This is a genomic window from Ferroplasma acidiphilum, from assembly GCF_002078355.1.
GTDB lineage: Archaea > Thermoplasmatota > Thermoplasmata > Thermoplasmatales > Thermoplasmataceae > Ferroplasma > Ferroplasma acidiphilum.
On record NZ_CP015363.1, the window covers coordinates 1,230,223 to 1,252,720 of the forward strand.

Genomic DNA, 22,498 nt, shown 5'->3' on the forward strand with positions numbered 1-22,498 from the left:
TTAGATATACATAATTCCTATTTATGAACTTCAAGAATAACGAGGAAGATTACATTAAAACAATTTTTTCATTATGCGAAGCATTCGGCAGTGCCAATGAAAATATGGTAAGCAAGGATCTTGGAGTATCTATGGCTACTGTGTCTGAATATCTTTCAAAACTTGAAGGGAAAGAACTTATAACCAGGAAAAATAGAGATATATACCTGACAAAGCAGGGTTACTCAATGGCTATACCTGTAATCAGAAAACACCGGGTCTCAGAGGTGTTCGCAGTAAAAATGCTTGAGGTTCCATGGGAATATTCACATTCTGCAGTTATGGATATAGAACATACAATAGAAGACAAATATTTTGATACATTCTCCAAAAACCTTGGAAATCCGCTTACCTGCCCACACGGTAATATGATATATTTTAACCATGAAATAAAAGATATTAATGCTTTAACAGCTAATTCAGGTAAATATAAATTAAATAGAATTGTTTATGAAAATACAGATATATTGAAAAAATTAGCTGATTTCGGTATGTACCCGGGAACGCCTATAGAAATTTTTACGGACAATAACACAGTAATATCAAATGAAAATGGTGAATTAAAGTTGCCTATTTTATGGGGTAAAACTATCAGGCTTATTAAATAGTTATAGGATTATAATGCATATAAGATAATAAATAGTATTTATTTATTTTGCAGCTAAATTTTACGGAGAAGTTTTTTTGGGCTTTACCGGTTTTTTAGTAGACATAGAACGTTTTTTTACTGTTATATTGTTTTCCAGAAGAAAACGGTATTTTTCCAGCAATCCCTTAAAATTATCATTTGCAGCATTCAATAGTTCCATAGTTTCTCTCAGGCTTTTTTCTTTGATCTCGGATGTTTTTAAATCATGGTTTAACTCGTAATTATGAAGATCCAGTTCTTCTATGAGTGAGTTTTTATCCTTAATTTCTTTCTGAAGTGACTTAATTTGTGCGGACTGTTCCCTGCCAGTAGACGATAGTTCATTAATAGCTTTCTGGCTCTGTGAATCTTTAGATTCAAGCTCGGAAATATACTTTTGCAGCCGGTCAATTTTCTCCTTTAACTCTGATGAAATTTTCTGGCTGGAAGCAGTAGTATTTTCCATATCTTCCTGGATCTTGCTATTTTCAATTTTCAGGTTTTCTATTTCTTCTTCCATAGTTTGTGTTTTTTCTGCAGTGCTTTCCAGCATGGTGTTTTTATCTGCAAGTTCGTGTTGTATATCCTCATTTTGCTTCTTAAAAGATTCAAGTGCCTCATTAGTGTCAAGAAGAGAACTTTTAAGGGATTCATTCTGGTTTTTTAGGTCCTCTTCCCTTTTCAGGCCTGCTGCTATTTTATTATTAAGTTCATTTATCCGGGATGTTAATTCCTGATTTTCAGCCTGGACAGCTTCAAGATTTGCATGCATTGTCTGTAGTTGCTCCTGAAAATCTTCCAGTTGTTTTTTTGCACTAACCATGTAGCATTATGCGATATTCAATATATAATTATTTGTATTAAATTTGTATAGATTAGTTCACCATTAATGCTTGATACATACTAAAAATAGCAGCGTGTTGAATATGCATTATACAGTTAGACTGTGTTTTCTTGCTATAATTATGGTAAGGATATAACCATAGAATTATATTCAGAAGATTTAAGTACCAGAGATATAATAACTTTTAAAGTTTCGTATGCAAATAATTTCGGGCAATGTGCGATCTAATATTAAGTTTACAAGCTTTGACTGTACAGGAATTAATAATTACCGGTGAGGGATTTTAGTATGGATAACAAAAATTATGACAGGATAAAAATAGCAGGTCTGGGAATATCAGGAATATATCTTTACAGGAGATTAAAGAATGCAGGATTTGATGTACGCGCCTTTGACCCCAAAAAAAGAGGCTATTACATCCCATGTGGCTACGCTACAAATGAATTTAACATATCCAGATATATGTCAAATATTAATATAGATTTTTCAGACTACGTGTTGAGCCGGGCAGATGATATTACATTTTCTGGAAACAAATTTGATGGTAGAACCCTGAAATCCAGTGGTTTGTGCACATTCGATAAAAACAGGCTTGAGGAAAACGCTGCTGCCGGTATTCCAATGTCACCTATACGGCAGGAAGAGGGTGATTTAATAATTGATGCCACAGGGATTTCAAGGGCTTATATAGGGCCATCAGCCGGTGATTTGCAGTACAGAACGCTCGAATATCTTACTACATATTCTGACTATAAAGATTTTTATTTTTATTTCCTTCCAGGAGGAAGGGGGTATTTCTGGAGTTTTCCACTGGGCAGAGAGTTCCATATAGGTGTCGGGTCACTTTCCAGTGAAGATTTCTCACTGGTGAGAAAATACAGAAAAATAAAGATCGCTACAAGGAATATCAGGATGTCTCCACTGTTTAAGAATATGGGAAAGGAAAATATAATAGGCATAGGGGAAGCTATTGGAACTGTATCGCCTATTACCGGAGAGGGAATAGTGCCTTCACTTGAAAGCGCCGAGATACTATTTAATTGCCTGAAGACCGGAGACGTTACCGGCACACTGGAAGAATACCGGAAGCTGATTAATCAGAGATTTGGATATTACAACAAACTTGCATCGGTGGTTATGAATATACAGAGGGGAAATATAATGAGACTACGGAATTTGGTTGCTGTAAAAGATATTAAGAAAACAATAAATGAATTTGGAATTAAACTGGAAATAATGCCATTTCTAAAACATTTCCTCAGCTAAAAATGGATGTTTAGCGGTTAAAAATATTATTTTAATTTATGGAGGAACTCAACTATACGGTCATTGAATCCCTTGCTATCATCGAGATAGCAGGCATGTTGCCTGCCTATATTAGAAAATTCAGCTGATGGATTATAGCGCATAAGCATCTCATAGTTTCCCGGCACTGATATTGCGTCATTCTTGCCCCAGATTAAAAGCATAGGCTTCCCTTCAAGTTTGCTCAAATCAGGTTCAAAATCAGATATCCCTACAGCACCTACGAGAATCAATGCCTTAACCTTTTCTGGATGCTTTGTTGCGAATCCAGTTACAGCCTCTCCGCCCATTGAAGCACCCAGTATAACAACGGGTTCAAGCTTGAGGGTATCTATGAAAGTGGAAATGAAAGTATACATATCTATAGAAAGGTTTTCGGACTTTCCATATCCAGGAAAATCAAGAGAAATCGCGTGGAAACCTGAATCTACAACTGCCTGTATAGTTTCAGTTTCTTCGTATGTCCTTGCATTAAACCTGGCTCCATGGCAGAAAATAAATGGCAAACCTTTTCCATCTTCTATATAGTGTATTTTGGCATCATTGATATTAACAAATTTATCTTCTAACATAATTGAACATGCTTTCGTATTAGTTAAAATTTTGGATTTTCCATATTTAAAGGGCTTGTCAAAGCGCAATTTCATATAAGTATCGATAAACTAATATAATACAATTATAGTATTTAAATATTTTGTATTATTGTATTTAATATAAAATTCATATCAATTTAGTTACAAACAATTCAAAATGTGTAATTTTAACTCATAATATTTGCATAATATTACAATACAACTTTCATTTTTGAAACTTTTACTATACTTAATCAACGTTGATTGACGAAAAACTGCTATTATTATAGGTAGTAGTTAAATATCAGGAAAAAATATTTAGCCAATGACAGATAGAACTAGTGCTAGAATTCTGTGGTTTAGTGAGATATCAAAGGAAGATTTGCCTCTTGTTGGCGGAAAGTCTGCTAATCTAGGCGAAATGGTTAGAATGAAAACGGTGCCTGTACCAAACGGATTTTCCACCACCAGTTATGCTTATAAAGAATTTATTACAGAAAATGACCTGGACGATAAAATTATTAACATAATAAAACACACCGATATAGAAAATTCCACGAAACTAAAAGAAGCAAGTGAGGAAATAAGGCAGCTATTCCTCAATGCCCATTTCAACGCTAGCCTCGGGAAAGAAATCAGGGAATATTACCGCAAACTTATTGAAAAAGAAAAAAACGTATACGTTGCCGTGAGGTCATCTGCTACGTCTGAAGACCTGCCGGATGCAAGCTTTGCAGGGGAACAGGATACCTATCTGAATATACATGGTGAAGATGATGTGGTACAGAATATAAAGGCATGTTATGCAAGTCTTTTCAGCCCGCGGGCTATATATTACAGAGAAAAGAAAAATTTCGGGCATTTCAATATATACCTGGCTGTAGCAGTACAGAAGCAATTATTTTCTGAGGTATCCGGGGTTATGTTTACAGTTGATGTGTCCACAGGGGATAATTCCAAAATAATTATTGAATCCAGCTATGGCCTGGGTGAATATATAGTGGGCGGTGTTGTTACGCCCGATACATATTATGTTGACAAGTCAACAATGAAAATTACAAACAAGATAATAACAAACAAAAATAAAATGTTAAAATGCCTGGAGACGGGCGGCACCGAGGAACTGGTGGTTGAGAAAGAAATGGCGAATAAACAATCGCTTTCAGATGAAGAAGTCATACACCTGGCAAATTATGGGCTCCAGCTGGAGAAGCATTATGGAAACAGCATGGATGTCGAATGGGCGAAGGATTCTTTTGATCATAAAATATATATTTTACAGGCTAGATTTGAAACTGTATGGAATGGAAACAGAGTTGGTGAAGATAAAATGCAACAGGAAAAAGAAGCAAATGAGAATGAGGTTATTTTAAAAGGTTTGCCTGCATCGCCGGGAAAGGTGGCTGGAGTGGCCAAAGTTTTGCTCTCAGTTGATGAAATGGATAAATTTAAGGAAGGAGACATACTGGTAACAAAAATGACTGCCCCTGACTGGGTTCCTATAATGGGCAAAGCAAAAGCTATAGTAACCGATGAGGGGGGACTCACATGCCATGCGGCAATAATTTCCAGGGAACTTGGAGTGCCATGCATTGTCGGTACATCATCATATGGAAAAAAGGCAACAGAAGTACTGAAAGATGGGGAAACCATTACAATTGATGCTAAAAACGGCCTGATATACCTTGGTGGCATCACCACAGGAACAGAAGAAAAAACTCCGGAACAGAATGTTTCCTATGAAAGTGACATAATAACAGGGACTAAAGTTCTTGTTAATATGGGTGAACCACAACTTTCGGAAAAGGTTTCAAAACTTCCATCAGATGGAATAGGTCTTATGAGGGAAGAATTCATATGGGCAGAAATAGGCGAGCATCCGCTCTCATTGATAAAAAATGGCAGGGGCGAATACTTTGTAGACAGATTATCATCAGAACTGGCAAAGGTTTGCAGGGATTTTGCACCAAGGCCTGTGGTATTGAGATTTTCGGACTTTAAATCGGATGAATACAAAAGCCTGAAGGGTGGAAAAGAATTTGAGCCGGAGGAGGACAATCCACTCCTGGGATGGAGGGGGGCCTCAAGGTATTATGACGATCGCTACAAGGAGGCTTTCAAGCTTGAACTGCAGGGCATAAAGAAAGCACGGGACGAATACCTTCTGAAAAATCTATGGGTTATGATACCTTTCACCAGAACAGTTGAGGAGTTAAAAAGGGTAGTCAAGATAATGGAAGACAATGGACTTGAAAGGACAAAGGATTTCAAACTGTTCCTTATGGCAGAAATACCGAGCAATATTTTATTAGCAGACAAATTCAACCAGTATGTTGATGGATATTCAATCGGTTCCAATGACCTTACCATGCTTCTCCTCGGTTCTGACAGAAATAACGGAAAAATGAGCTCTATGTTCGATGAACGTGACCTTGCCATTAAAAGGGCAATAAGGTATCTGATAAAAATAGCCCACAGGGACGGCAAAATAGTCTCAATATGTGGCCAGGCACCATCACAGTATGATGAAATTGTGGACTTTCTTGTCAGGTCCGGAATAGATGATATATCAGTTAATCCTGATGCTGTTACACATGTCAGGAAGATGGTTGCATCTGTAGAAAAGAGGATTCAACTGGAAGCAGCCCTGGGGAAAGTTTACTCAGACCCTGATTGGGATCTTCCATAATCAGCTGAATACATTTTTCTCTTTCAATTTATAATTTTTTGAAAAAATATACGCATTGTTAACTTTGTCAAAATTAATCAAAACATAGCCTGCGGAAAAAACATCATGAAATTTAGACCTTAACATTAATTTAGTCTGAACTGCTTTATTAAGGTCATTCTTTTTAAATTCATAAAAATCCCTGATTATTTTTATCCCGATAACATCGCCTGCAGGTTTTTCTGTAAACTCCATATTGTACCCATCAACCTGATTAATAAATTGAGGATTATTGAACTGAACATTATAGTTTTCCTTTATATGCCATTCGGCAACAAGCCTGTCGGTTGGAAGGCCTTTATTAATCCCATCGTTCATCACACCGTAAAAATTGTCCAGATAATTGCGTGACACTGCACCGAGTTTGCCTATATTGAAATAGCCGTTCAGGCTCATAACCGGATCAAAGGTCCATGCTATCATTCTGTACCCGTAATCCAGCGCCAGCTCTTTCTGTTTCATCTTCATCATGTACCCGACACCGGAGTATTTCTTCTGGTCAATTACACCGGTCATGTGTGAATACAGGTATGTGTAATTATTTTTATATCCTGGATATGAAAAACTCATGCCAATTAATTTCTCCTCATCCCACGCGCCCAGAACAAAACCACCATGGTATGCCATTGAGTGTATTGTATCCTTAAAACCGGATAATGCAGAATCACTATGCCAGGCAGATTTTATAATTTCCATAAAATTTTCTATTTCTGACGAATTTTCAACACGCCTGACTTCCATGCAACCTTATTGCGAACTAAATTTAAATTTAACTGGCCCATTTACCGTCAAGTTGTGGCAATATATATCTTCTAAGCCAGATAACACGGGTTTTAAAATAGTAATCAGATATTTTTCATGCATAAGTTCAGGTTGGAATCAACGTTAAATTCATTAATACAGTATACACTGCTTCATGCTGAAAATTATCCACATACGCCAGATACTGAATAAGTCTCATAGAAACCCTGTAATTTCAGGAAAATAATGTCGATTTAACATCAGAAAAATAAATAAAAAACTTATTTATATACATGTGCAATTACAGGTCATGTCAATAAAGAACAAAGAAATTTTAGTTACCGGGGGAGCTGGATTTATAGGATCAAACCTGGTAAATACATTATCAAAGGACAACCATGTATATGCACTGGATGATCTTCAAACAGGGTCAATGCATAATCTTAAAGATTCTATGGACAGAATAGAATTTATTAAAGACCGGGTAAAGAATATAAATGATTATGAGATAAATCCTGATTATATTTTCCATATAGGCATATACTCCTCTTCCCCAATGTATAAAAATAATCCACACCTAATGGCAAACGCCATAGATGATCTTATTACGGTACTTGAATATGCAAAAAAGAATAAATCTAAAATAGTTTATGCTTCAACTTCTTCCATATATAATGGAATAGAGGAACAGAAAGAAGATGTAATACCGAAGGTATCAGATTATTATACAGAAGCCAGAATAGCTATGGAAAGAATAGCCAACCTTTACTGCAATCTATATGGCATGGATGTCTCAGGGATGAGATTTTTCTCGGTGTATGGGTATAATGAAAGATCCAAAAAAATCTATGCGAACCTGGTTTCCCAGTTCCTATGGGCAATGCATGACAACATTGCACCTGTATTATACGGTGATGGGGAACAGAAAAGGGATTTTGTCTTTGTTGAAGACCTTGTCAAAGCACTCATGCTTGCTGCCGAAAATAATAAAAAATTCAATGTGTACAATGTGGGAACGGGTAAAAATTATACACTTAATGAACTGGTAAAAATACTTAACAAACATCTGGGAAAAGACATAAAGCCCGAATATATCGAAAATCCCATGAAAGACACATATGTTTACTATACCCTTGCTGATATTAAAAAAACAGAGCAGAAAATAGGCTTCAAAGCCAGCATTTCCCTCGATGAGGGAATAGATAAACTCATAAAATATTATAATTATTGATTTTAAAAATATTCTGGTTTAGCAGAAAAGCAGGGATACTTTTTAATAATATTTTTTCATTAATAATATGATGTCAGTATCTCCAAGAAAAGGCATGTTTATTCCAAAAAGAGCAACATTTGTTCGCAAAAGAAAACATTCATCTAGAGAAAGGTTTGAACCGGGATACTTAACCAAAGAAAAACAGAAAATGAAGGCGGAAAAGGACAATATTACGAACCTCAGGAAGGCCCTGAATAAATGTGGGGCGAGGATGGATTGTGCCAGAAAAGCCATAAAAAGAAGCAGGATATGCAGGCATAACTTCGAAGAAATAGAATCAGGATATCATAAAGTAATAAGGGTATACCTTAGAAATGGCGGATATATACATCTGGAAAATGACCGGTGGATCTACCATAAAAAGGAATAATTAACCGACAAAATTCCTTATTTTCTTTAACAAGGATATAAATTCCTCCTTCCTGAGCAGCCCGGTATTTACATTCCTGGGACTGGGATGGTAGGAACAGTACAGGCGCACACCCCCAATATTGTAGTATTTTCCATGAATAAATTTAATGCCACGAGTATTAATTTGATGGGCTCTAAAGAATTTTAATGTGGAATCAAAGGCGATCTTTCCCAGGCACAGTATGGCTTTAAGATTTTCCATCTGTTCAATTTCTTTTTCAAAAAATCCACTGCAATTGTTAAGTTCTTCTTTTTCGGGCTTATTGTCCGGTGGTGCGCATTTCAATGCCAGGGTAATGTAAGTATCTATATACTTCAGCCCATCGTCCTTCCGCTCTGATGTTGGCATATTGGCAAGCCCGGCAGCATATAGGGAAGAAATGAGGAAATCTGAACTTTTGTCCCCTGTGAAAATCCTTCCCGTCCTGTTTCCTCCATCAAACGCAGGTGCAAGCCCGACAATAAGAATCCTGCTTCCTATACTGCCATAACCTGTTATTGGCTTATTCCAGTATGTTTCCCCTGCAAATCCTGCCCGGGGGCTTCTGCTACTCCGGTATTCAACTAGCCGCGTGCATTTCCTGCATGAAATAATTTCACGGTTTAATTTTTCTATATTCATTTCAGGCTGTGCCCTCCGTCTACTGGTATTATTGCGCCATTAATCCATGATGATTTTCCCTCTACAAGGAAATCTATAAGATCGGATATATCCTCAGGTGGTGTTTCCAGATCTCCGTATTTTCTCATTTTTGAATAATTTCTTCCAATTTCAAAGTTTTGCTTTATGTATTCCGGGGCGACAACGTTTACCCTTATGCCTTTTTCAAGAAGCTCGGCCGCCATTATCTTTGCTGACTTCTCCAGTGCATATTTTGATATTGAATATGACAGGAGATTGGTCTTATTTTTTATGGAGATTGAAGAATTGCTAACAAAAATTATTGAAGAGCCGTATACCATATGTTCCAGAGCGTATTTAGACAGATATAGTGGAATTTTCAGATGGTTTGTGATCATACTTTCAAGCCCATCCAGGTTTTCAATGCTATCTTCTATAAAGCCACCCACCATTACAATCAACGAATCAATATGTTTTATTGATTCTGCAGCTTTCACTACCAGATTTTTGCAACTTCCTTCATCCTTCAATTCCATGGCTATATAATCAATTTTTCCGTAAATTGAAAATTCAGAAACGATTTCTTTTAGCTTGCCGGCATCCCGGGAATTAATTATCACGCGGTTATTTTGAAGAAGTAGATCGTAACTCAATGATTTCCCTAATTCTCCGGTTCCTGCAATAAGTATATTTTTTCCAGACATGTGGATACCATTAGCTACCATCTAAAATATATTGCGGTATAGAAATTTCCTCCGGTTATCATAGTACATTATGTATTGGCCGAAAATAATACCGGAATCTTAAGATTAATATATTATAATTATATTGATTTTTGCATGGGGCAGATAATAATAATTGGATACATTTTAGATACAATTGTAGCTTTTTTCATCGGAGCATGGTTTTCCCGATTCTGGTTAAGGCATCCATTCCGGAGAAAACCGGCCACAGGGAAAGATTCCCTTGTTGGAAAAACAGGAGAAATTAAGTTAACACTTAAAAATAATTTCTATGAAATTGCAGTAGACTCCCAGCTCTGGAGGGCTGTTCCGGATGATCCAGGTGAAACTTTTGAAAAGGGAGAAATTGCATATGTAAAGTCTGTGAGGGACCTTACACTGTACATTTCCAAAATTAAATAATTATATACCTTTTAACACTTTGTTTATTATGTATAAATATAATATTGGCGTAATTGGCGGTAGTTTTGCCGATAAAAAATATTGCAACATAGCATATGAAGTTGGAAAAAAACTTGCAGAAAATAATTGTGCCGTTTTCTGTGGTGGAAAAGAAGGCATAATGGAATGCGTATCCCATGGAGTGCATGACAGTAATGGGATGGTGGTAGGAATTCTTCCCGGGGAAAACAGGATGGAGGGCAATAGGTATCTTTCACTGGCTATCCCTACCGGAATAGGTTACATGAGAAATTTTTTAATTATAAGGGCATCGGATGCAATAATAGCCATAGAAGGTTATTCCGGGACTACTTCTGAAGCCGCATTTGCAATAACAGAAGGGAAAACGGTGGTATCCATAGGAGACCTGCAAATAAAAACAAAGAATACCGATGGAAAATTAGTTCATGAGAATAATCCGGAAAAAGCTGTAGAAATAGCTATACAGGAAGCAAAAAATTTTGTTGAAAAATTTCACTGAGTTTTATTTTTCATTAAATGTACCTTTGTGAGGTGTGATATCATGAATATTACCAGGAAAATTCCTATTAAATACTCAACCAAGACATCACCCAGCAGGCCGAAACGTACACTGAACATCTTATACGGAGCAAGCAGATAATAAAGCAATATTATCCCTATTACAGCTATTATTACCAGTGTCAGTGCGGGTTTTAATGATCTCAGTTTTTTGAAATACAGAAGTGAGGGCAACACAATAAATATGATACTTAATGGTAGTGCAATCTCACTGAATTCATTCCATTTTACATGTGCAATGCCCTTAATCTGTACAGAAGCAATTATTATAAGTATAATTCCAACTATGGCTATTCCAATTTCTATGTATAATTTAACATTTTTATCTGGCTTCACAGGTGTAGTTTTGACAGGCTCCCTGTTCTGTGTACCGGTTTCCTTATGGCCAGAATTTTCAGTATCAGGGGAATAATTTTCTTCCGGATTTGGTTCAGCGCTATTTTCTTCCGTCATTCAGTTAACATAAGTTTCCTGTTATTAAATTTTCCTATATTCGATAATAGCCGATGATAAAATAAATAAAGCCATGGCATATATGGAAAAATATGAAAGATGTGTATATTGTTTCAGCAAAACGTACACCTATAGGGAAATTTGGAAAATCCCTTGCAAAAATAAAGGCCACCGAACTCGGTGCTGCTGCTATTAAAGGTGTAATTCAGGATTCAGGTATAGACAAAGACCTTATTGAGGAGGTTATAATGGGAAACGTTATACAGGCTAATGTCGGGCAAAATCCGGCAGGCCAGGCGGCATTTTCTGCCGGACTCAAACCCGAGGTAACAAAAAATACAGTAAACGTTGTATGCGCATCCGGTATGCTCGCAACAGAGAATGCTGCAAGGGAAATTATGCTGGAAGAGCATGACATTATTGTTTCAGGAGGGTTTGAAAATATGAGCAACTCCCCGTTAATAATGCCTTCTGAATTCAGATGGGGGCCTAAACAGCTTTTGTATAAGAATCTCAAAATAGAAGATTCAATGCTTGTTGATGGCCTTGTTGATGCCATGTATGGTGAACATATGGGTGTATCAGCAGAGCGTTCGGCAAAAAAATACGGAATAACAAGAGACCAGACAGATGGATTTTCAGTAGAAAGCCAGAACAGGGCTATCAGGGCCACAGAATCAGGGGAGTTCGCTAAGGAAATTGTTAAACTGGACAACCTTCAGAAAGACGAGGGCATGAGGAAAACATCAATGGAAGACCTTGCGAAACTAAACCCTGCCTTTGACAGGAATGGGATACTCACTGCAGGAAGTTCTTCACAGTTGTCTGATGGGGCTTCAGCTCTTATTCTTGCCTCGGAAAAAGCTTTAAATGAATACGGATTAAAACCCATAGCAAAAATAACAGGATTCAGCTCAGCTTCACTTGATACAAGGGATTTTGTAGAAGCTCCAATACCTGCAACCAGAAAGTTGCTGGAAAAACAGCACAAAAAAATCGATTATTACGATCTTGTGGAACATAATGAGGCTTTTTCGGTAGCATCCATTATTGTAAGGGACCAGCTGGGAGTCGACCCGGAGAGGTTTAATGTTAACGGCGGTGCCATTGCAATAGGTCATCCACTTGGAAACAGCGGCTCAAGGATAATTGTGACGTTGATCAATGCATTACAGAGCAGGCATATGAAAACAGGGCTTGCAACGATTTGCCATGGCGGCGGGGGAGGGCATACTCTTACACTCGAATTGATATAATTATATAGTGATTATTATATAATTTTTATATGCACTTAACACAAAAAGGGAGAGATATAGCATCATTTAATTCTGGTCAATAACAGATTCTATAGACTTAATTATCATATAAAAGTCATCCAGATTAGTTTTAATAAATAGAGTGTCTCACATTTCATAAAATATCAGACAGATGTCGAACATTATTAACAAAAAAACAATAATGGGATATGCCCTCACAGCAAATCCCATTGATTATGGAAATCATAGATAATATTGTTTCGCCTGATGACAGGAAAAGAAAGTACACAGATAGACAGATATTGAAGGTGCTGATAGTTTTACAGATTTTCAATATATCTTATAGATCAGCCAGAATATTCCTCACCAACCATGAGGAATATATAAGAATGGCTGGCCTTAACGAGATACCAAGCTTCCAGACCCTTTCAAGGAGAGCCAGGATGATAGACCTCCATGCAGTAAACAACAAAATTGCCTCATTATATTCAATAGAATCAATAGCTGCAATAGATTCCTTTATGATCCATACATGCAAGCATTCAACAGCAATGAGGAGAAAGGCATGGAATAACTACAAAGATCCTTTATCAGGATGGTCAAAGACAACTAAGGGATGGTCATATGGGAGAAAATGCCATATGGCAATTGATGTTGATTCTCTCATTATAATGGAATGGATGGTAACAAAGGGAAATATGCATGATTCCCATGTGTCGCATGATATGGTGGATTCTGTTAGAGATTTCTCATATGTTCTTGCAGATTCAGCTTATGATGCATCTGACATATACGATTATATATTTGAAAATACACATGCTCTACCTGTAATTGATACCAATAGGAGAAGAGGGATAGTAGATAATAGGTTGCCATTAAACAGGAAAATAGGAATTGATTTGAGAAAAGAATATTCTTCAATGTATCCTCTTAGATGGGAAATAGAACGTACTTTCAGCATACTTGAAGAGATTTTGAAAGCAGAGTATATATGGTACACTGTGAACAGGGACTATGATACTGCAATTGGATTAAAGACCATTGCATACAATCTAATGGTAATATCAAACATGGAACTGGGAGAAAAACCGAGGGAGATAATGAAAATCGTCAATTGTTAAAATGTGAGACACCCTATTAATAAAATCATATGCCATACGGTTATCTATTTCGCCATATCCGTAAACCACAATATTTCTGAAATCCTTTAAATTTCGTATCCTTAGAGCTATATCCTCTGAAATAATATTTTTCGCCTTTAAATTATTTATTAGGTCAGTGTCATCGGAGGGTATGCCCAAATTAAAATCCGAATTAAAAATATAAAATATATCTATAAGATTTTCAATGGAATATTCAATACGCTTATAAATTCCATCTTTTATAATCCCGGACTCGTTAAACTTATCAAAAGTATCTGGCATATTTTCAATAACTAAATCAAGGCTTTGAACAATTTCATTTATCTTATTTTTGATTATATCTTTCCTCATTTTATTTTCTCCAGTCCAATTGCATCGTAATAACCTCTTCTAAAATCTTCAAATTCCTCAATTGTATTTCTTGCTATCTCGTAAATAGATTTATCTTTCATATACAATAATTTGCCATTCAATACGTCCTTTCTAATATACAGGGGCAAATCCTGAAAAATCTGCACATCGAATATATCATTTAAACCGGACAATATATTTAGCCTGAATTTCTGCCTTTCTTCAAGGGTATCATTATAATATATGCATAAATCAATATCGGATGCGTTATGGAACGTATTATTTGAATATGACCCCTAATTCATTATAAAATAACTTTATTATTTCCATAAAATAATATTTGTTTGACCACGTCTGATATCATTTTATCAAAATTATACACATAAGAGTATAAATTTATAATGAAAAGATTTTTCCATTTTGCATCCCATAATTGCCATCACCAGTCGCATTTTACTTTGTGCTAGTATTTTCCAGCTGAAAGTTCTTAAGATAGTTGTATAGAAAATGTATCACCATATGCTGGAATGAAACAAAATCCTGTACAAACAGAAATAACAATATTTCAACAAAGGAATATTTATTAAAATGTTGCTCATATGAGTACGATGTTTGAAGCATGCGTCATTGCAAATTTCAAACTCGATAGTGATTAAAATGAAAGATGTTTATATAGCATATTATAAAAGAACTCCATTCTCCAGAGCAAAGCCCGATAATCCCTCCAAGGATGTATACAACGGAGTATCCATGGATGTTCTGCTCTCAAAGCTTATAAAAGATTCCCTGAGCACGGGAATAAATCCGGAAGAAATAGGGGATGTAATTACCGGATGCGCTATTCAAGCCGGCGAAAACTGGACATACGGAGGCAGGCACCAGACACTGCTTTCTGAATTGCCGGTGAGTGTGCCATCGATGGCAATTGACAGGGCCTGCTCATCTTCCCTGAATGCCACTGCAATAGGCGCAATGGAAATCCAGACAGAAAACTCTGACATAGTACTTGCCGGAGGAATGGAACACATGACACATGTGCCATTATATAATGATCCGTATGTAAAATATAATACCGAATTAATGGAAAAGCCAGAATACAAAAAATATGACATGGATGTCACATACCATGTTGGATTGACTGCCGAGAAACTGGCTGCAATTAATAATATTTCCAGGGAAGACATGGATAAATTTTCATTTGAATCGCAGAAACTAACTGGACATGCAATAGAAGAAGGGTTCTATAAGGACGAAATTTTACCGGTTACAGTAACGCATGATGGAAGTGTTAAAACAATCAATGCCGACCAGACTCCCAGACCAGAGAGTACACTGGAACAGATGGGGCAATTAAAACCGGCATTTAAGGAAAATGGAAGGGTGACTGCAGGTAATTCGCCGCCACTGAGTTCCGGTGCTTCCCTTCTCATGCTTATGTCCGGCGAAAAAATAAAAGAATATGGATTAAAGCCACTTGCAAGAGTAATAGACTATGCCGCTGCCGGAGTAGACCCGACCATAATGGGCCATGGGCCGGTACCTGCAACTAACAAGTTGCTAAAGAAAAATAAACTTTCACCGGATAACATAGATTACTGGGAAATCAACGAGGCATTTGCAGTTGTTGCATTGAATGCTATCAAGCACCTTAATTTAGACAGAAACCGGGTAAACATACATGGAGGGTCTATAGCCATCGGGCATCCACTGGGTGCAACCGGTGCAAGAATAGCCGGAACACTTGCAAGGACACTTCAGGAAAAGAAGGGCAATCTTGGAGTTGCAACCTTATGTGTAGGTGGCGGGCAGGGATATTCGCTTTTGATAGAAAGAGTTTAAAATTATTATGTGGTTGGATAATTTTTAGGTCTTCATTTTATGTCCATAATTACTATACCAGTAATAGTAGATTCTATACTTGATGGCTATTTCAACTATACTCTTCCAAGTACGTTGCTTGAAATTTCAGGAGTCATAATAGGCAGTGCTGCTACATTTATTTTGCTTATATTTATAGTGAAGAGTATAAAGCTCAAAAATAATTTTACAAATTCAAATACATACATGAAATTTGTTATATCTGGATTGGTAATGTCACTTTTTAGTTTCCTTTTTGCCTGGTCGATGGAAACAAAACTAATTTATATGAAAAATATATCTATAGAACGGCTAAAGGTCGCTTATTTTATAGATTTTTACATGCTTGCTGTAGATGCTATAATCATCTTTAAATTGTTAAAAAATTATTTTATGTCAGTAGTGGAATATTTCTCATTATATTTCTATATCTCTTTGTTTTTATTTGGATTTATCACTGCAGATATTATTAATTTGAATAATTATTATCTGATAATATTCGGTGCAATTTCAATATATTTTTTGCTTAATTCAATTTTCACCAGTTTTCACTGTAAATTGAACTGGTTTAAAATAAATGGAAATGAATTTGCACTAATGGGAGTTCGCGGCATAAGTATGAATCCAGAATTTAAGGCAGGAGATTCAGTTATAATAAAGAGAATTAAAGCATTGGATGAGCTAAAAGTTGGTGATATTATAACTTACAAATCTTCAAATATTAACTCGCCTTTAAATGCTTCAGGGTATATAACCCATAGAATTTATGAGATTTCGGGCGATATAATAAGGACTAAGGGAGATAATAACATAGTAGTAGATTACATGAAAATAAGATTAGATGACATAGTTGGCATCGCAGTGGCTAAAGTTGTTCACATTAACAGGAGAGCTACCGGTATAGAAATGATAGGCGATAATAGGAATAAAGAAGACCTGCCATTTTTTACCCCATTTAATATCAGTGCCCGTAAAAGTAGTCTATACTTTAACATATATTTCATTATTATATCGCTAATTCTGATTATAATAATCTTATAAGCGGAATATTGCTTATGTGGTATCGTATCATCTTTTCTATAATACGCCATCAGGGTTCATGTATACCGGCACACATAGATTGGAGCACTATACATCCTGAGCCATATGCAAATAGAAATATTTTAATTGTCACGTAATCTATTGGCTTCTGTACACCTAAAACTACCTAATATATTATAAAAAATAATATGGATTTATTATAATTTTATTTTAGCAATTTTCTGTGCATTAAAAATTTATAATTTTTTCAGAACATCTAAATAATCTACTAAATCCTCATAATCTCTTATGAGGTGGAGTATATCTATTCCCAGTGCTTCCATCATTGTCAAAGCAAGTGAAAGGTTTTCCTCGTTCTCCTCTGATAATTTCTGATTATTCAATTTATCATAAATCTCATTAAAGTTTTTTTCTGCAGTTTGCCTGAAATTATCCAGTTGTTCCGTTATATTATCTTCAAGTTTTTTCATATCTTCTGTGCTATCCATTCATAGGCATTGATAAAAAATATATAGTGTTTTGGTTATTGCATAACCGCGCCTTTCGACGAAGATGCTACAAGTTTCGCATACTGGTTTAATAATCCAGTTTCATATCTCAGGGGCGGTTTTTTCCATTCCTTCATCCTGCGAGTTATTTCATTCTCATCCACAAGGAGGTTAATTTTTCTGTTGGGTGCGTCTATTTCTATCATATCGCCGTCCTTAACAATGGCGATTAAACCCCCGTCCATGGCTTCAGGAGCTATATGCCCTACCATTATTCCCCTTGTGGCGCCAGAGAACCTACCATCTGTTATCAGGGCAACACTATCTCCAAGCCCTTCGCCTATAAGTTCCGATGTTACAGAAAGCATTTCCCTCATTCCAGGTCCGCCTTTTGGACCTTCATATCTTATCACAACTGTGTCTCCCGCCTTTATTTTTTTATCTTTTATGGCTTTAAAGGTTTCTTCCTCGGAATTAAATACCTTTGCCGGACCTTTATGGTATTTTACCTTCGAAGCGGATGTCTTAAAAACTCCACCTTCTGTAGCCAGATTACCCTTGAGTATACTTATTCCACCATCAGGTTTGTATGGCTTATCAAAATCAGATATGACATCCCCGGTTGTGTAAATTTTTATATCCTTAAGATTTTCCTTTACTGTTTTTCCCGTAACGGTAAGCTGATCCCCATCTATCAGGCCATGGTCCATAAGCACTTTCATCAGTACAGGAACCCCGCCGATGTTATTGAGGTCTGCCATTACATATTCTCCAGAGGGTTTCATATTCACTATTTCCGGAACCTTTCTTGAAATTCTGTCGAAATCATCAAGATCCAGTTTTATTTTTGCTTCGTGTGCTATTGCCAGAAGATGCAGCACAGCATTGGTAGAACCCCCCGATGCCATCAGGACTGTTATTGCATTATAAAATGATTCCTGCGTCAATATGTCCCTTGGCTTCAATCCGGTTTCTATGAGCTGCATTACAGCCTCACCTGTTTTATATGCAAATTTCTGCTTTGCGCCATCAACTGCGGGTGGAGAAGCGCTTCCCGGCAATGCAAGGCCCAGAACCTCTGTCATCATGGCCATTGTGTTTGCTGTATAAAGCCCGCCGCATGCACCGGCAGTTGGTACAGCATTTTCTTCCATCAGCTTGAAATCCTGCAATGTCATGGTGTTATTCATATATGCACCTACAGCTTCAAAAAGGTCTCCAACAGCTATGCGCTTGCCCTTATAGTAACCCGGTAACGTTGTGCCCGAATACATAACGATGGATGGTATATTCATCCTCGCCATAGCCATCATCATTCCTGGAGAGGTCTTATCACAGCCGGATAGTGCCGCGAATCCGTCATATCCATGGGCATTTACTGTAAGCTCCACAGTATTGGCTATAAGTTCACGGCTAACCAGTGAATACTTCATTCCTTCGGTTCCCATTGCAATTCCATCTATTACAACGGGTGTGGTAAATACCCTTGGAGTGCCTTCCCTGCTCCTTATTCCTTCCTTGGTATGGTTTGCAAGGGATAAAACATGTATATTGCATGGGCCAGCTTCATTCCATGCGGCTGCTACGCCTACCATGTAATTTTTGAGATCATTGTCGTTTAAACCCATAGCTTTCATGAATGCCCTATTGGGGGCCCTTTCCGGACCACTATATGTTAAATCAGAACGTTTCATTTTTAAATGAAAGCCAATATATTATTTAACATTTTTTAATAGATTTTTAAAAATTGGGATAAAGTACAGGTTCAAAGAGCATGGAAAAACAAATAATTAAATAGTATGAAGTATTTGAAGATATTACCTTAATTATAATATTGTTACCATGTTAAATACGGCTGTCTGTGACTAGCAGTGTGGCAATAACTTAAATTAAGGCATAGGTGAGAAATGTGAAAAGTGTGAGCAGGTTTATCTAACATCTGTGGCGGAGTTTTTAATCGCAGATTTTGTAATAGCTGGTTATTGAGTTTTAGATTTTTAAAAGGGTGTTCCTGTTGATAGGTTCTAAGTTGCTTGTGGATTCCCTGAAAAGAGAGGGTACTAAAAGTATATTTGGAATACCGGGCCTGTACAACATGCCCATGTATGATTCCCTTATCGAAGATATAGAATCAGGGGAACTACGGCATATACTGATGAGGCATGAGCAGGCTGCAGCACATGCAGCGGATGGATATGCAAGGGCTACCGGAAATGTTGGGGTATGTACGGCTACAGCAGGCCCGGGAGTCACAAATATAGTAACAGGGTTAATAACAGCATACCAGGATTCCTCTCCAGTGGTAGCTATCACAGGAGCGGTAAACCGGAATGCCATGGGGAAATTGTCTTTCCAGGAATCTGATACACTTGGCGTGTCATTCCCTGTAACAAAGTATGCTGTAGAGGTTAAAACTATCGAAGAAATACCCGTATGGGTAAGGAATGCCTTCTATATTGCCTCAACCGGGCGGCCAGGGCCCGTGGTAGTTGATATCCCAAGGGATATCCAGATGGAAAATATAGAGAAAGTTGAGGAACCTGGCAAAGTCAATGTGCATTACAAACCATTCGGTACCGTTATAAACATGGATAAGGTCAGGGAAATGGCGACCAATCTCTTAAAGGCAGAAAAACCGGTTATCCTTGTTGGCAATGGCGTTACATGGGCCAACGCAACAGAGGAGGTATTGAAACTATCAGAATTCTTAGGATGCCCTGTTGTATCAACATTGCCAGGAAAATCCGCTGTTCCAGCTGATTATCCACTTTACGTGGGTGCCATGGGGTACTATGGCAGGGCGGAAGCAAGCATGGTCGCTCTGGAGTCTGATCTTCTCCTGGCTATAGGTGCCCGGTTCAGTGACAGGACGTTTACATCCTATGAAGAAATGAATGATACAAAGAAAATATTTATGGCAATAAACCTTGACCCCACGGATTTTACCAAAGGGATAAAACCTGATGTGTCCATGGCAGGTAATGCAAAAGTCCTGGTAAATGAACTTCTGAAAGCTCTGTCAAAGATGTCGCGTAATGGTACCAGATACGCATGGAACAGGAGAATAAACGAATTGAAAGAATACTATTCCCAGTTTTCCCATCCTCCAGATGACGGGCATATGAGGCCATGGAAGATATTGAAAACCCTCAGGGAGTCTCTTCCAAGGGATGCAATACTGACTACGGGAGTAGGGCAGCATCAGATGTGGGCAGAAACACACTGGGAAAATCTTGAGCCAAGGTCTTTCTTTTCTTCGACAGGAATGGGAACTATGGGGTTCGGGCTTCCCTGTGCAATTGGTGCCAAGGTTGGGAAACCTGAAAAAGTTGTGGTTGATTATGATGGCGATGGTTCTTTCATGATGACGGGAAATAATCTTGCAACCGCTGTTGATGAAAACATACCTGTAATAGCAGTGGTTAACGATAACAGGACACTGGGGCTGGTAAGGCAGGTTCAGGATATGTTCCAGAGCAAGCGGATAGTAGGTGTGGATTATGGCAATTCACCGGATATACTCAAATATGCAGAGTCCTTCGGTGCCGATGCCTTTGATGCAAACAATTACTCCGATATATCGGAATTTATAGGGAAAGCAATACGGGATAATGTCCCCGCTGTAATACGTGTGCCGGTAGATAAGGAAGAACTTGCACTTCCGACGCTACCACCAGGTGGAAAATTAAGGGAGGTGATAGTGAGTGACCCTAGAAAAGGTAATAAAAATACAGGCAGATTATAGAGATTCCGGGCTGGTGGAAAGGATAGCTGCCAGTTTCAGGAGATTCTGGGTTGACATAAAATGGATGGATATGGAATGCGATTCAGGTGTATGTACCATATATATGTCAATATATGATGCACACAATCTTGGAAATCTGGATCTATCCATAGTGACGTTGAGCAAGATGGTTGATATTGACTTTGTTGAAGAACTGGAAGAATATGAATATAAAAAATTTGAAATGAATTATAAAAAATCGAAAAAGTTTGAATGGGGTGTTATAAGTGAGTAAAGTACTTGGAAAAGTTTATACGGAAAACGATGCAGATTTGAAATATGTAAAGGATAAAAATATAGCAGTGCTGGGCTATGGGAGCCAGGGAAGGGCATGGGTATTGAACCTTTTAGATTCCGGGCTGAATGTAAAGCTGGGCCTTGAAAGGGAAGGAAATTCCTGGAAAAAAGCACAGGAAGATGGTGTGAAGCCTATGAAAACAGAGGATGCTTTGAAAGGTGCCGATATAGTTATCTTCCTTGTCCCTGACATGGTACAGAGAAAGATATATGCTGAAAAGGTAAAACCTGTACTTAAGCCGGGAATGGATCTGGTCTTTGCCCATGGGTTTAATATACACTACAAGCTAATACAGCCCCCTGAAAACGTTGATGTTTACATGGCAGCACCCAAGGCGCCGGGCCCTTCTGTGAGGGAATTCTTTGTTAAGGGCGGCGGCGTTCCTGTTCTTGTGGGCGTAAATCAGGATTACTCGGGGCAGGCACTGCAAAAGGCGCTTGCAATTGCCAAAGGCTTGGGGGCTACAAAGGCAGGTGTCCTTGAAACAACTTTTAAGGAAGAAACGGAAACCGACCTTATGGGAGAGCAGCTGGACCTGGTCGGAGGCTTGACTGCAATGCTGCGTGCTACCTTCCACACAATAGTAGACCTTGGATACCGCCCGGAAATGGCATATTTCGAAGCTATAAACGAAATGAAATTGATTACAGACCAGATATACGAGAAAGGATTATCCGGGATGTTGCGGGCTGTTTCAGATACCGCAAAGTATGGTGGGCTTACTGTAGGCACATATGTGATAAATGATGATGTGAAGAAAAGAATGAAGGAAAAAGCTGAGAGGATAAAAAGCGGGAAATTTGCCGATGAATGGATAGAAGAGTATGATGAGGGTTCTAAAAATCTTGCTTCCCTGATGGATGACCTTGACAATTCACTGGAGGAGCAGGTTGGAAGGGAACTGAGAGAAATTGTATTGAGGGGGCAGCCGAAAAAATAAT

At 37.7% G+C, this 22,498-nt stretch carries 23 protein-coding genes and 1 pseudogene; 14 read left to right on the forward strand and 10 right to left on the reverse strand.

Features of this window, described 5'->3' with window-relative positions; all coding sequences use genetic code 11:
- Positions 1-23 precede the first annotated feature (23 nt).
- Positions 24-647, forward strand: a complete 624-nt coding sequence (locus fad_RS06065) for a metal-dependent transcriptional regulator (protein ID WP_081142639.1) — start codon at positions 24-26, stop codon at positions 645-647.
- 60 nt (positions 648-707) lie between these two features.
- Here the strand turns inward: fad_RS06065 and fad_RS06070 are convergent, their stop codons facing one another.
- The gene (locus fad_RS06070; protein WP_081142641.1) at positions 708-1,490 is read right to left on the reverse strand and encodes a coiled-coil domain-containing protein; all 783 of its coding nucleotides are present in this window, start codon (positions 1,488-1,490) and stop codon (positions 708-710) included.
- A gap of 309 nt (positions 1,491-1,799) precedes the next feature.
- Between fad_RS06070 and fad_RS06075 the strand changes: the two genes are divergently transcribed.
- Positions 1,800-2,777 (forward strand): NAD(P)/FAD-dependent oxidoreductase, encoded by a 978-nt coding sequence (locus fad_RS06075; RefSeq protein ID WP_081142643.1) that lies wholly within the window; start codon positions 1,800-1,802, stop codon positions 2,775-2,777.
- A 26-nt stretch (positions 2,778-2,803) separates the two neighbouring features.
- Here the strand turns inward: fad_RS06075 and fad_RS06080 are convergent, their stop codons facing one another.
- Complete coding sequence (locus fad_RS06080; RefSeq protein WP_081143171.1) at positions 2,804-3,388, reverse strand: alpha/beta fold hydrolase; 585 nt, start codon at positions 3,386-3,388, stop codon at positions 2,804-2,806.
- Positions 3,389-3,713: 325 nt separating this feature from the next.
- Here fad_RS06080 and ppsA point away from each other — a divergent pair, with 325 nt between their 5' ends.
- Positions 3,714-6,077 (forward strand): phosphoenolpyruvate synthase, encoded by a 2,364-nt coding sequence (ppsA, locus tag fad_RS06085; protein ID WP_081142645.1) that lies wholly within the window; start codon positions 3,714-3,716, stop codon positions 6,075-6,077.
- Here the strand turns inward: ppsA and fad_RS06090 are convergent, their stop codons facing one another.
- Complete coding sequence (locus tag fad_RS06090; RefSeq protein WP_081142647.1) at positions 6,078-6,857, reverse strand: hypothetical protein; 780 nt, start codon at positions 6,855-6,857, stop codon at positions 6,078-6,080.
- Between the two features lie 310 nt (positions 6,858-7,167).
- Between fad_RS06090 and fad_RS06095 the strand changes: the two genes are divergently transcribed.
- Together fad_RS06095 and fad_RS06100 are read left to right on the forward strand one after the other, a co-directional pair.
- Positions 7,168-8,088 (forward strand): NAD-dependent epimerase/dehydratase family protein, encoded by a 921-nt coding sequence (locus tag fad_RS06095; RefSeq protein ID WP_081142649.1) that lies wholly within the window; start codon positions 7,168-7,170, stop codon positions 8,086-8,088.
- Positions 8,089-8,155: 67 nt separating this feature from the next.
- On the forward strand, positions 8,156-8,500 hold the full coding sequence (locus tag fad_RS06100) for a hypothetical protein (RefSeq protein WP_019841360.1): 345 nt from the start codon (positions 8,156-8,158) through the stop codon (positions 8,498-8,500).
- Here the strand turns inward: fad_RS06100 and fad_RS06105 are convergent, their stop codons facing one another.
- Together fad_RS06105 and fad_RS06110 are read right to left on the reverse strand one after the other, a co-directional pair.
- The gene (locus fad_RS06105; protein WP_081142651.1) at positions 8,501-9,163 is read right to left on the reverse strand and encodes a uracil-DNA glycosylase; all 663 of its coding nucleotides are present in this window, start codon (positions 9,161-9,163) and stop codon (positions 8,501-8,503) included. It abuts the gene before it with no gap.
- Positions 9,160-9,867: an SDR family oxidoreductase gene (locus tag fad_RS06110; RefSeq protein WP_048074025.1), complete on the reverse strand. Its 708-nt coding sequence runs from the start codon at positions 9,865-9,867 to the stop codon at positions 9,160-9,162. The genes fad_RS06105 and fad_RS06110 overlap by 4 nt, the downstream gene beginning before the upstream one ends.
- Before the next feature lie 135 nt (positions 9,868-10,002).
- Between fad_RS06110 and fad_RS06115 the strand changes: the two genes are divergently transcribed.
- Positions 10,003-10,308, forward strand: coding sequence for an NfeD family protein (locus fad_RS06115; protein WP_081142652.1), 306 nt, complete (start codon positions 10,003-10,005; stop codon positions 10,306-10,308).
- Between the two features lie 28 nt (positions 10,309-10,336).
- Positions 10,337-10,828 carry a TIGR00725 family protein gene (locus fad_RS06120; protein WP_081142654.1) on the forward strand — a complete coding sequence of 164 codons (492 nt, stop codon included), beginning with the start codon at positions 10,337-10,339 and terminating at the stop codon, positions 10,826-10,828.
- Here fad_RS06120 and fad_RS06125 read toward each other — a convergent pair.
- Positions 10,822-11,340 (reverse strand): hypothetical protein, encoded by a 519-nt coding sequence (locus fad_RS06125; protein WP_081142656.1) that lies wholly within the window; start codon positions 11,338-11,340, stop codon positions 10,822-10,824. The two genes, fad_RS06120 and fad_RS06125, sit on opposite strands and share 7 nt — an antisense overlap.
- A gap of 92 nt (positions 11,341-11,432) precedes the next feature.
- Between fad_RS06125 and fad_RS06130 the strand changes: the two genes are divergently transcribed.
- Together fad_RS06130 and fad_RS06135 are read left to right on the forward strand one after the other, a co-directional pair.
- Positions 11,433-12,596 (forward strand): acetyl-CoA C-acetyltransferase, encoded by a 1,164-nt coding sequence (locus fad_RS06130; protein WP_081142658.1) that lies wholly within the window; start codon positions 11,433-11,435, stop codon positions 12,594-12,596.
- A gap of 209 nt (positions 12,597-12,805) precedes the next feature.
- Entirely contained in the window at positions 12,806-13,717 is a 912-nt protein-coding gene (locus fad_RS06135) for a transposase (protein WP_081142660.1), read from the forward strand.
- On the opposite strand, the gene hepT is transcribed toward fad_RS06135, so the two are convergent.
- Positions 13,661-14,089 (reverse strand): type VII toxin-antitoxin system HepT family RNase toxin, encoded by a 429-nt coding sequence (gene hepT, locus fad_RS06140; protein WP_081142662.1) that lies wholly within the window; start codon positions 14,087-14,089, stop codon positions 13,661-13,663. The genes fad_RS06135 and hepT overlap by 57 nt on opposite strands.
- Positions 14,086-14,373, reverse strand: a pseudogene (locus tag fad_RS06145) (nucleotidyltransferase domain-containing protein); the annotation flags it as partial. The pseudogene fad_RS06145 and the gene hepT, both read right to left, overlap by 4 nt.
- A 373-nt stretch (positions 14,374-14,746) precedes the next feature.
- Between fad_RS06145 and fad_RS06150 the strand changes: the two are divergent.
- Both fad_RS06150 and fad_RS06155 read left to right on the forward strand, forming a co-directional pair.
- Positions 14,747-15,928, forward strand: a complete 1,182-nt coding sequence (locus fad_RS06150; RefSeq protein WP_081142664.1) for an acetyl-CoA C-acetyltransferase — start codon at positions 14,747-14,749, stop codon at positions 15,926-15,928.
- A gap of 39 nt (positions 15,929-15,967) precedes the next feature.
- Positions 15,968-16,987 carry a signal peptidase I gene (locus fad_RS06155; protein WP_081142665.1) on the forward strand — a complete coding sequence of 340 codons (1,020 nt, stop codon included), beginning with the start codon at positions 15,968-15,970 and terminating at the stop codon, positions 16,985-16,987.
- 236 nt (positions 16,988-17,223) lie between these two features.
- Here fad_RS06155 and fad_RS06160 read toward each other — a convergent pair whose 3' ends face one another.
- Both fad_RS06160 and ilvD read right to left on the reverse strand, forming a co-directional pair.
- Entirely contained in the window at positions 17,224-17,475 is a 252-nt protein-coding gene (locus fad_RS06160) for a hypothetical protein (RefSeq protein ID WP_081142666.1), read from the reverse strand.
- Positions 17,476-17,510: 35 nt separating this feature from the next.
- Complete coding sequence (gene ilvD, locus fad_RS06165; RefSeq protein WP_081142668.1) at positions 17,511-19,169, reverse strand: dihydroxy-acid dehydratase; 1,659 nt, start codon at positions 19,167-19,169, stop codon at positions 17,511-17,513.
- A gap of 317 nt (positions 19,170-19,486) precedes the next feature.
- Here ilvD and fad_RS06170 point away from each other — a divergent pair, with 317 nt between their 5' ends.
- From fad_RS06170 to ilvC, 3 genes are read left to right on the forward strand one after another with little or no spacing between them, the layout of a single operon-like run.
- A complete protein-coding gene (locus fad_RS06170) occupies positions 19,487-21,220 on the forward strand; it encodes an acetolactate synthase large subunit (protein ID WP_155951158.1) in 1,734 nt (577 codons plus the stop codon).
- On the forward strand, positions 21,180-21,494 hold the full coding sequence (locus tag fad_RS06175) for an ACT domain-containing protein (RefSeq protein WP_081142672.1): 315 nt from the start codon (positions 21,180-21,182) through the stop codon (positions 21,492-21,494). Before fad_RS06170 ends, fad_RS06175 begins: the two co-directional genes overlap by 41 nt.
- Positions 21,487-22,497 (forward strand): ketol-acid reductoisomerase, encoded by a 1,011-nt coding sequence (gene ilvC, locus fad_RS06180; protein ID WP_081142674.1) that lies wholly within the window; start codon positions 21,487-21,489, stop codon positions 22,495-22,497. Before fad_RS06175 ends, ilvC begins: the two co-directional genes overlap by 8 nt.
- The last annotated feature ends 1 nt before the right edge of the window (position 22,498 follow it).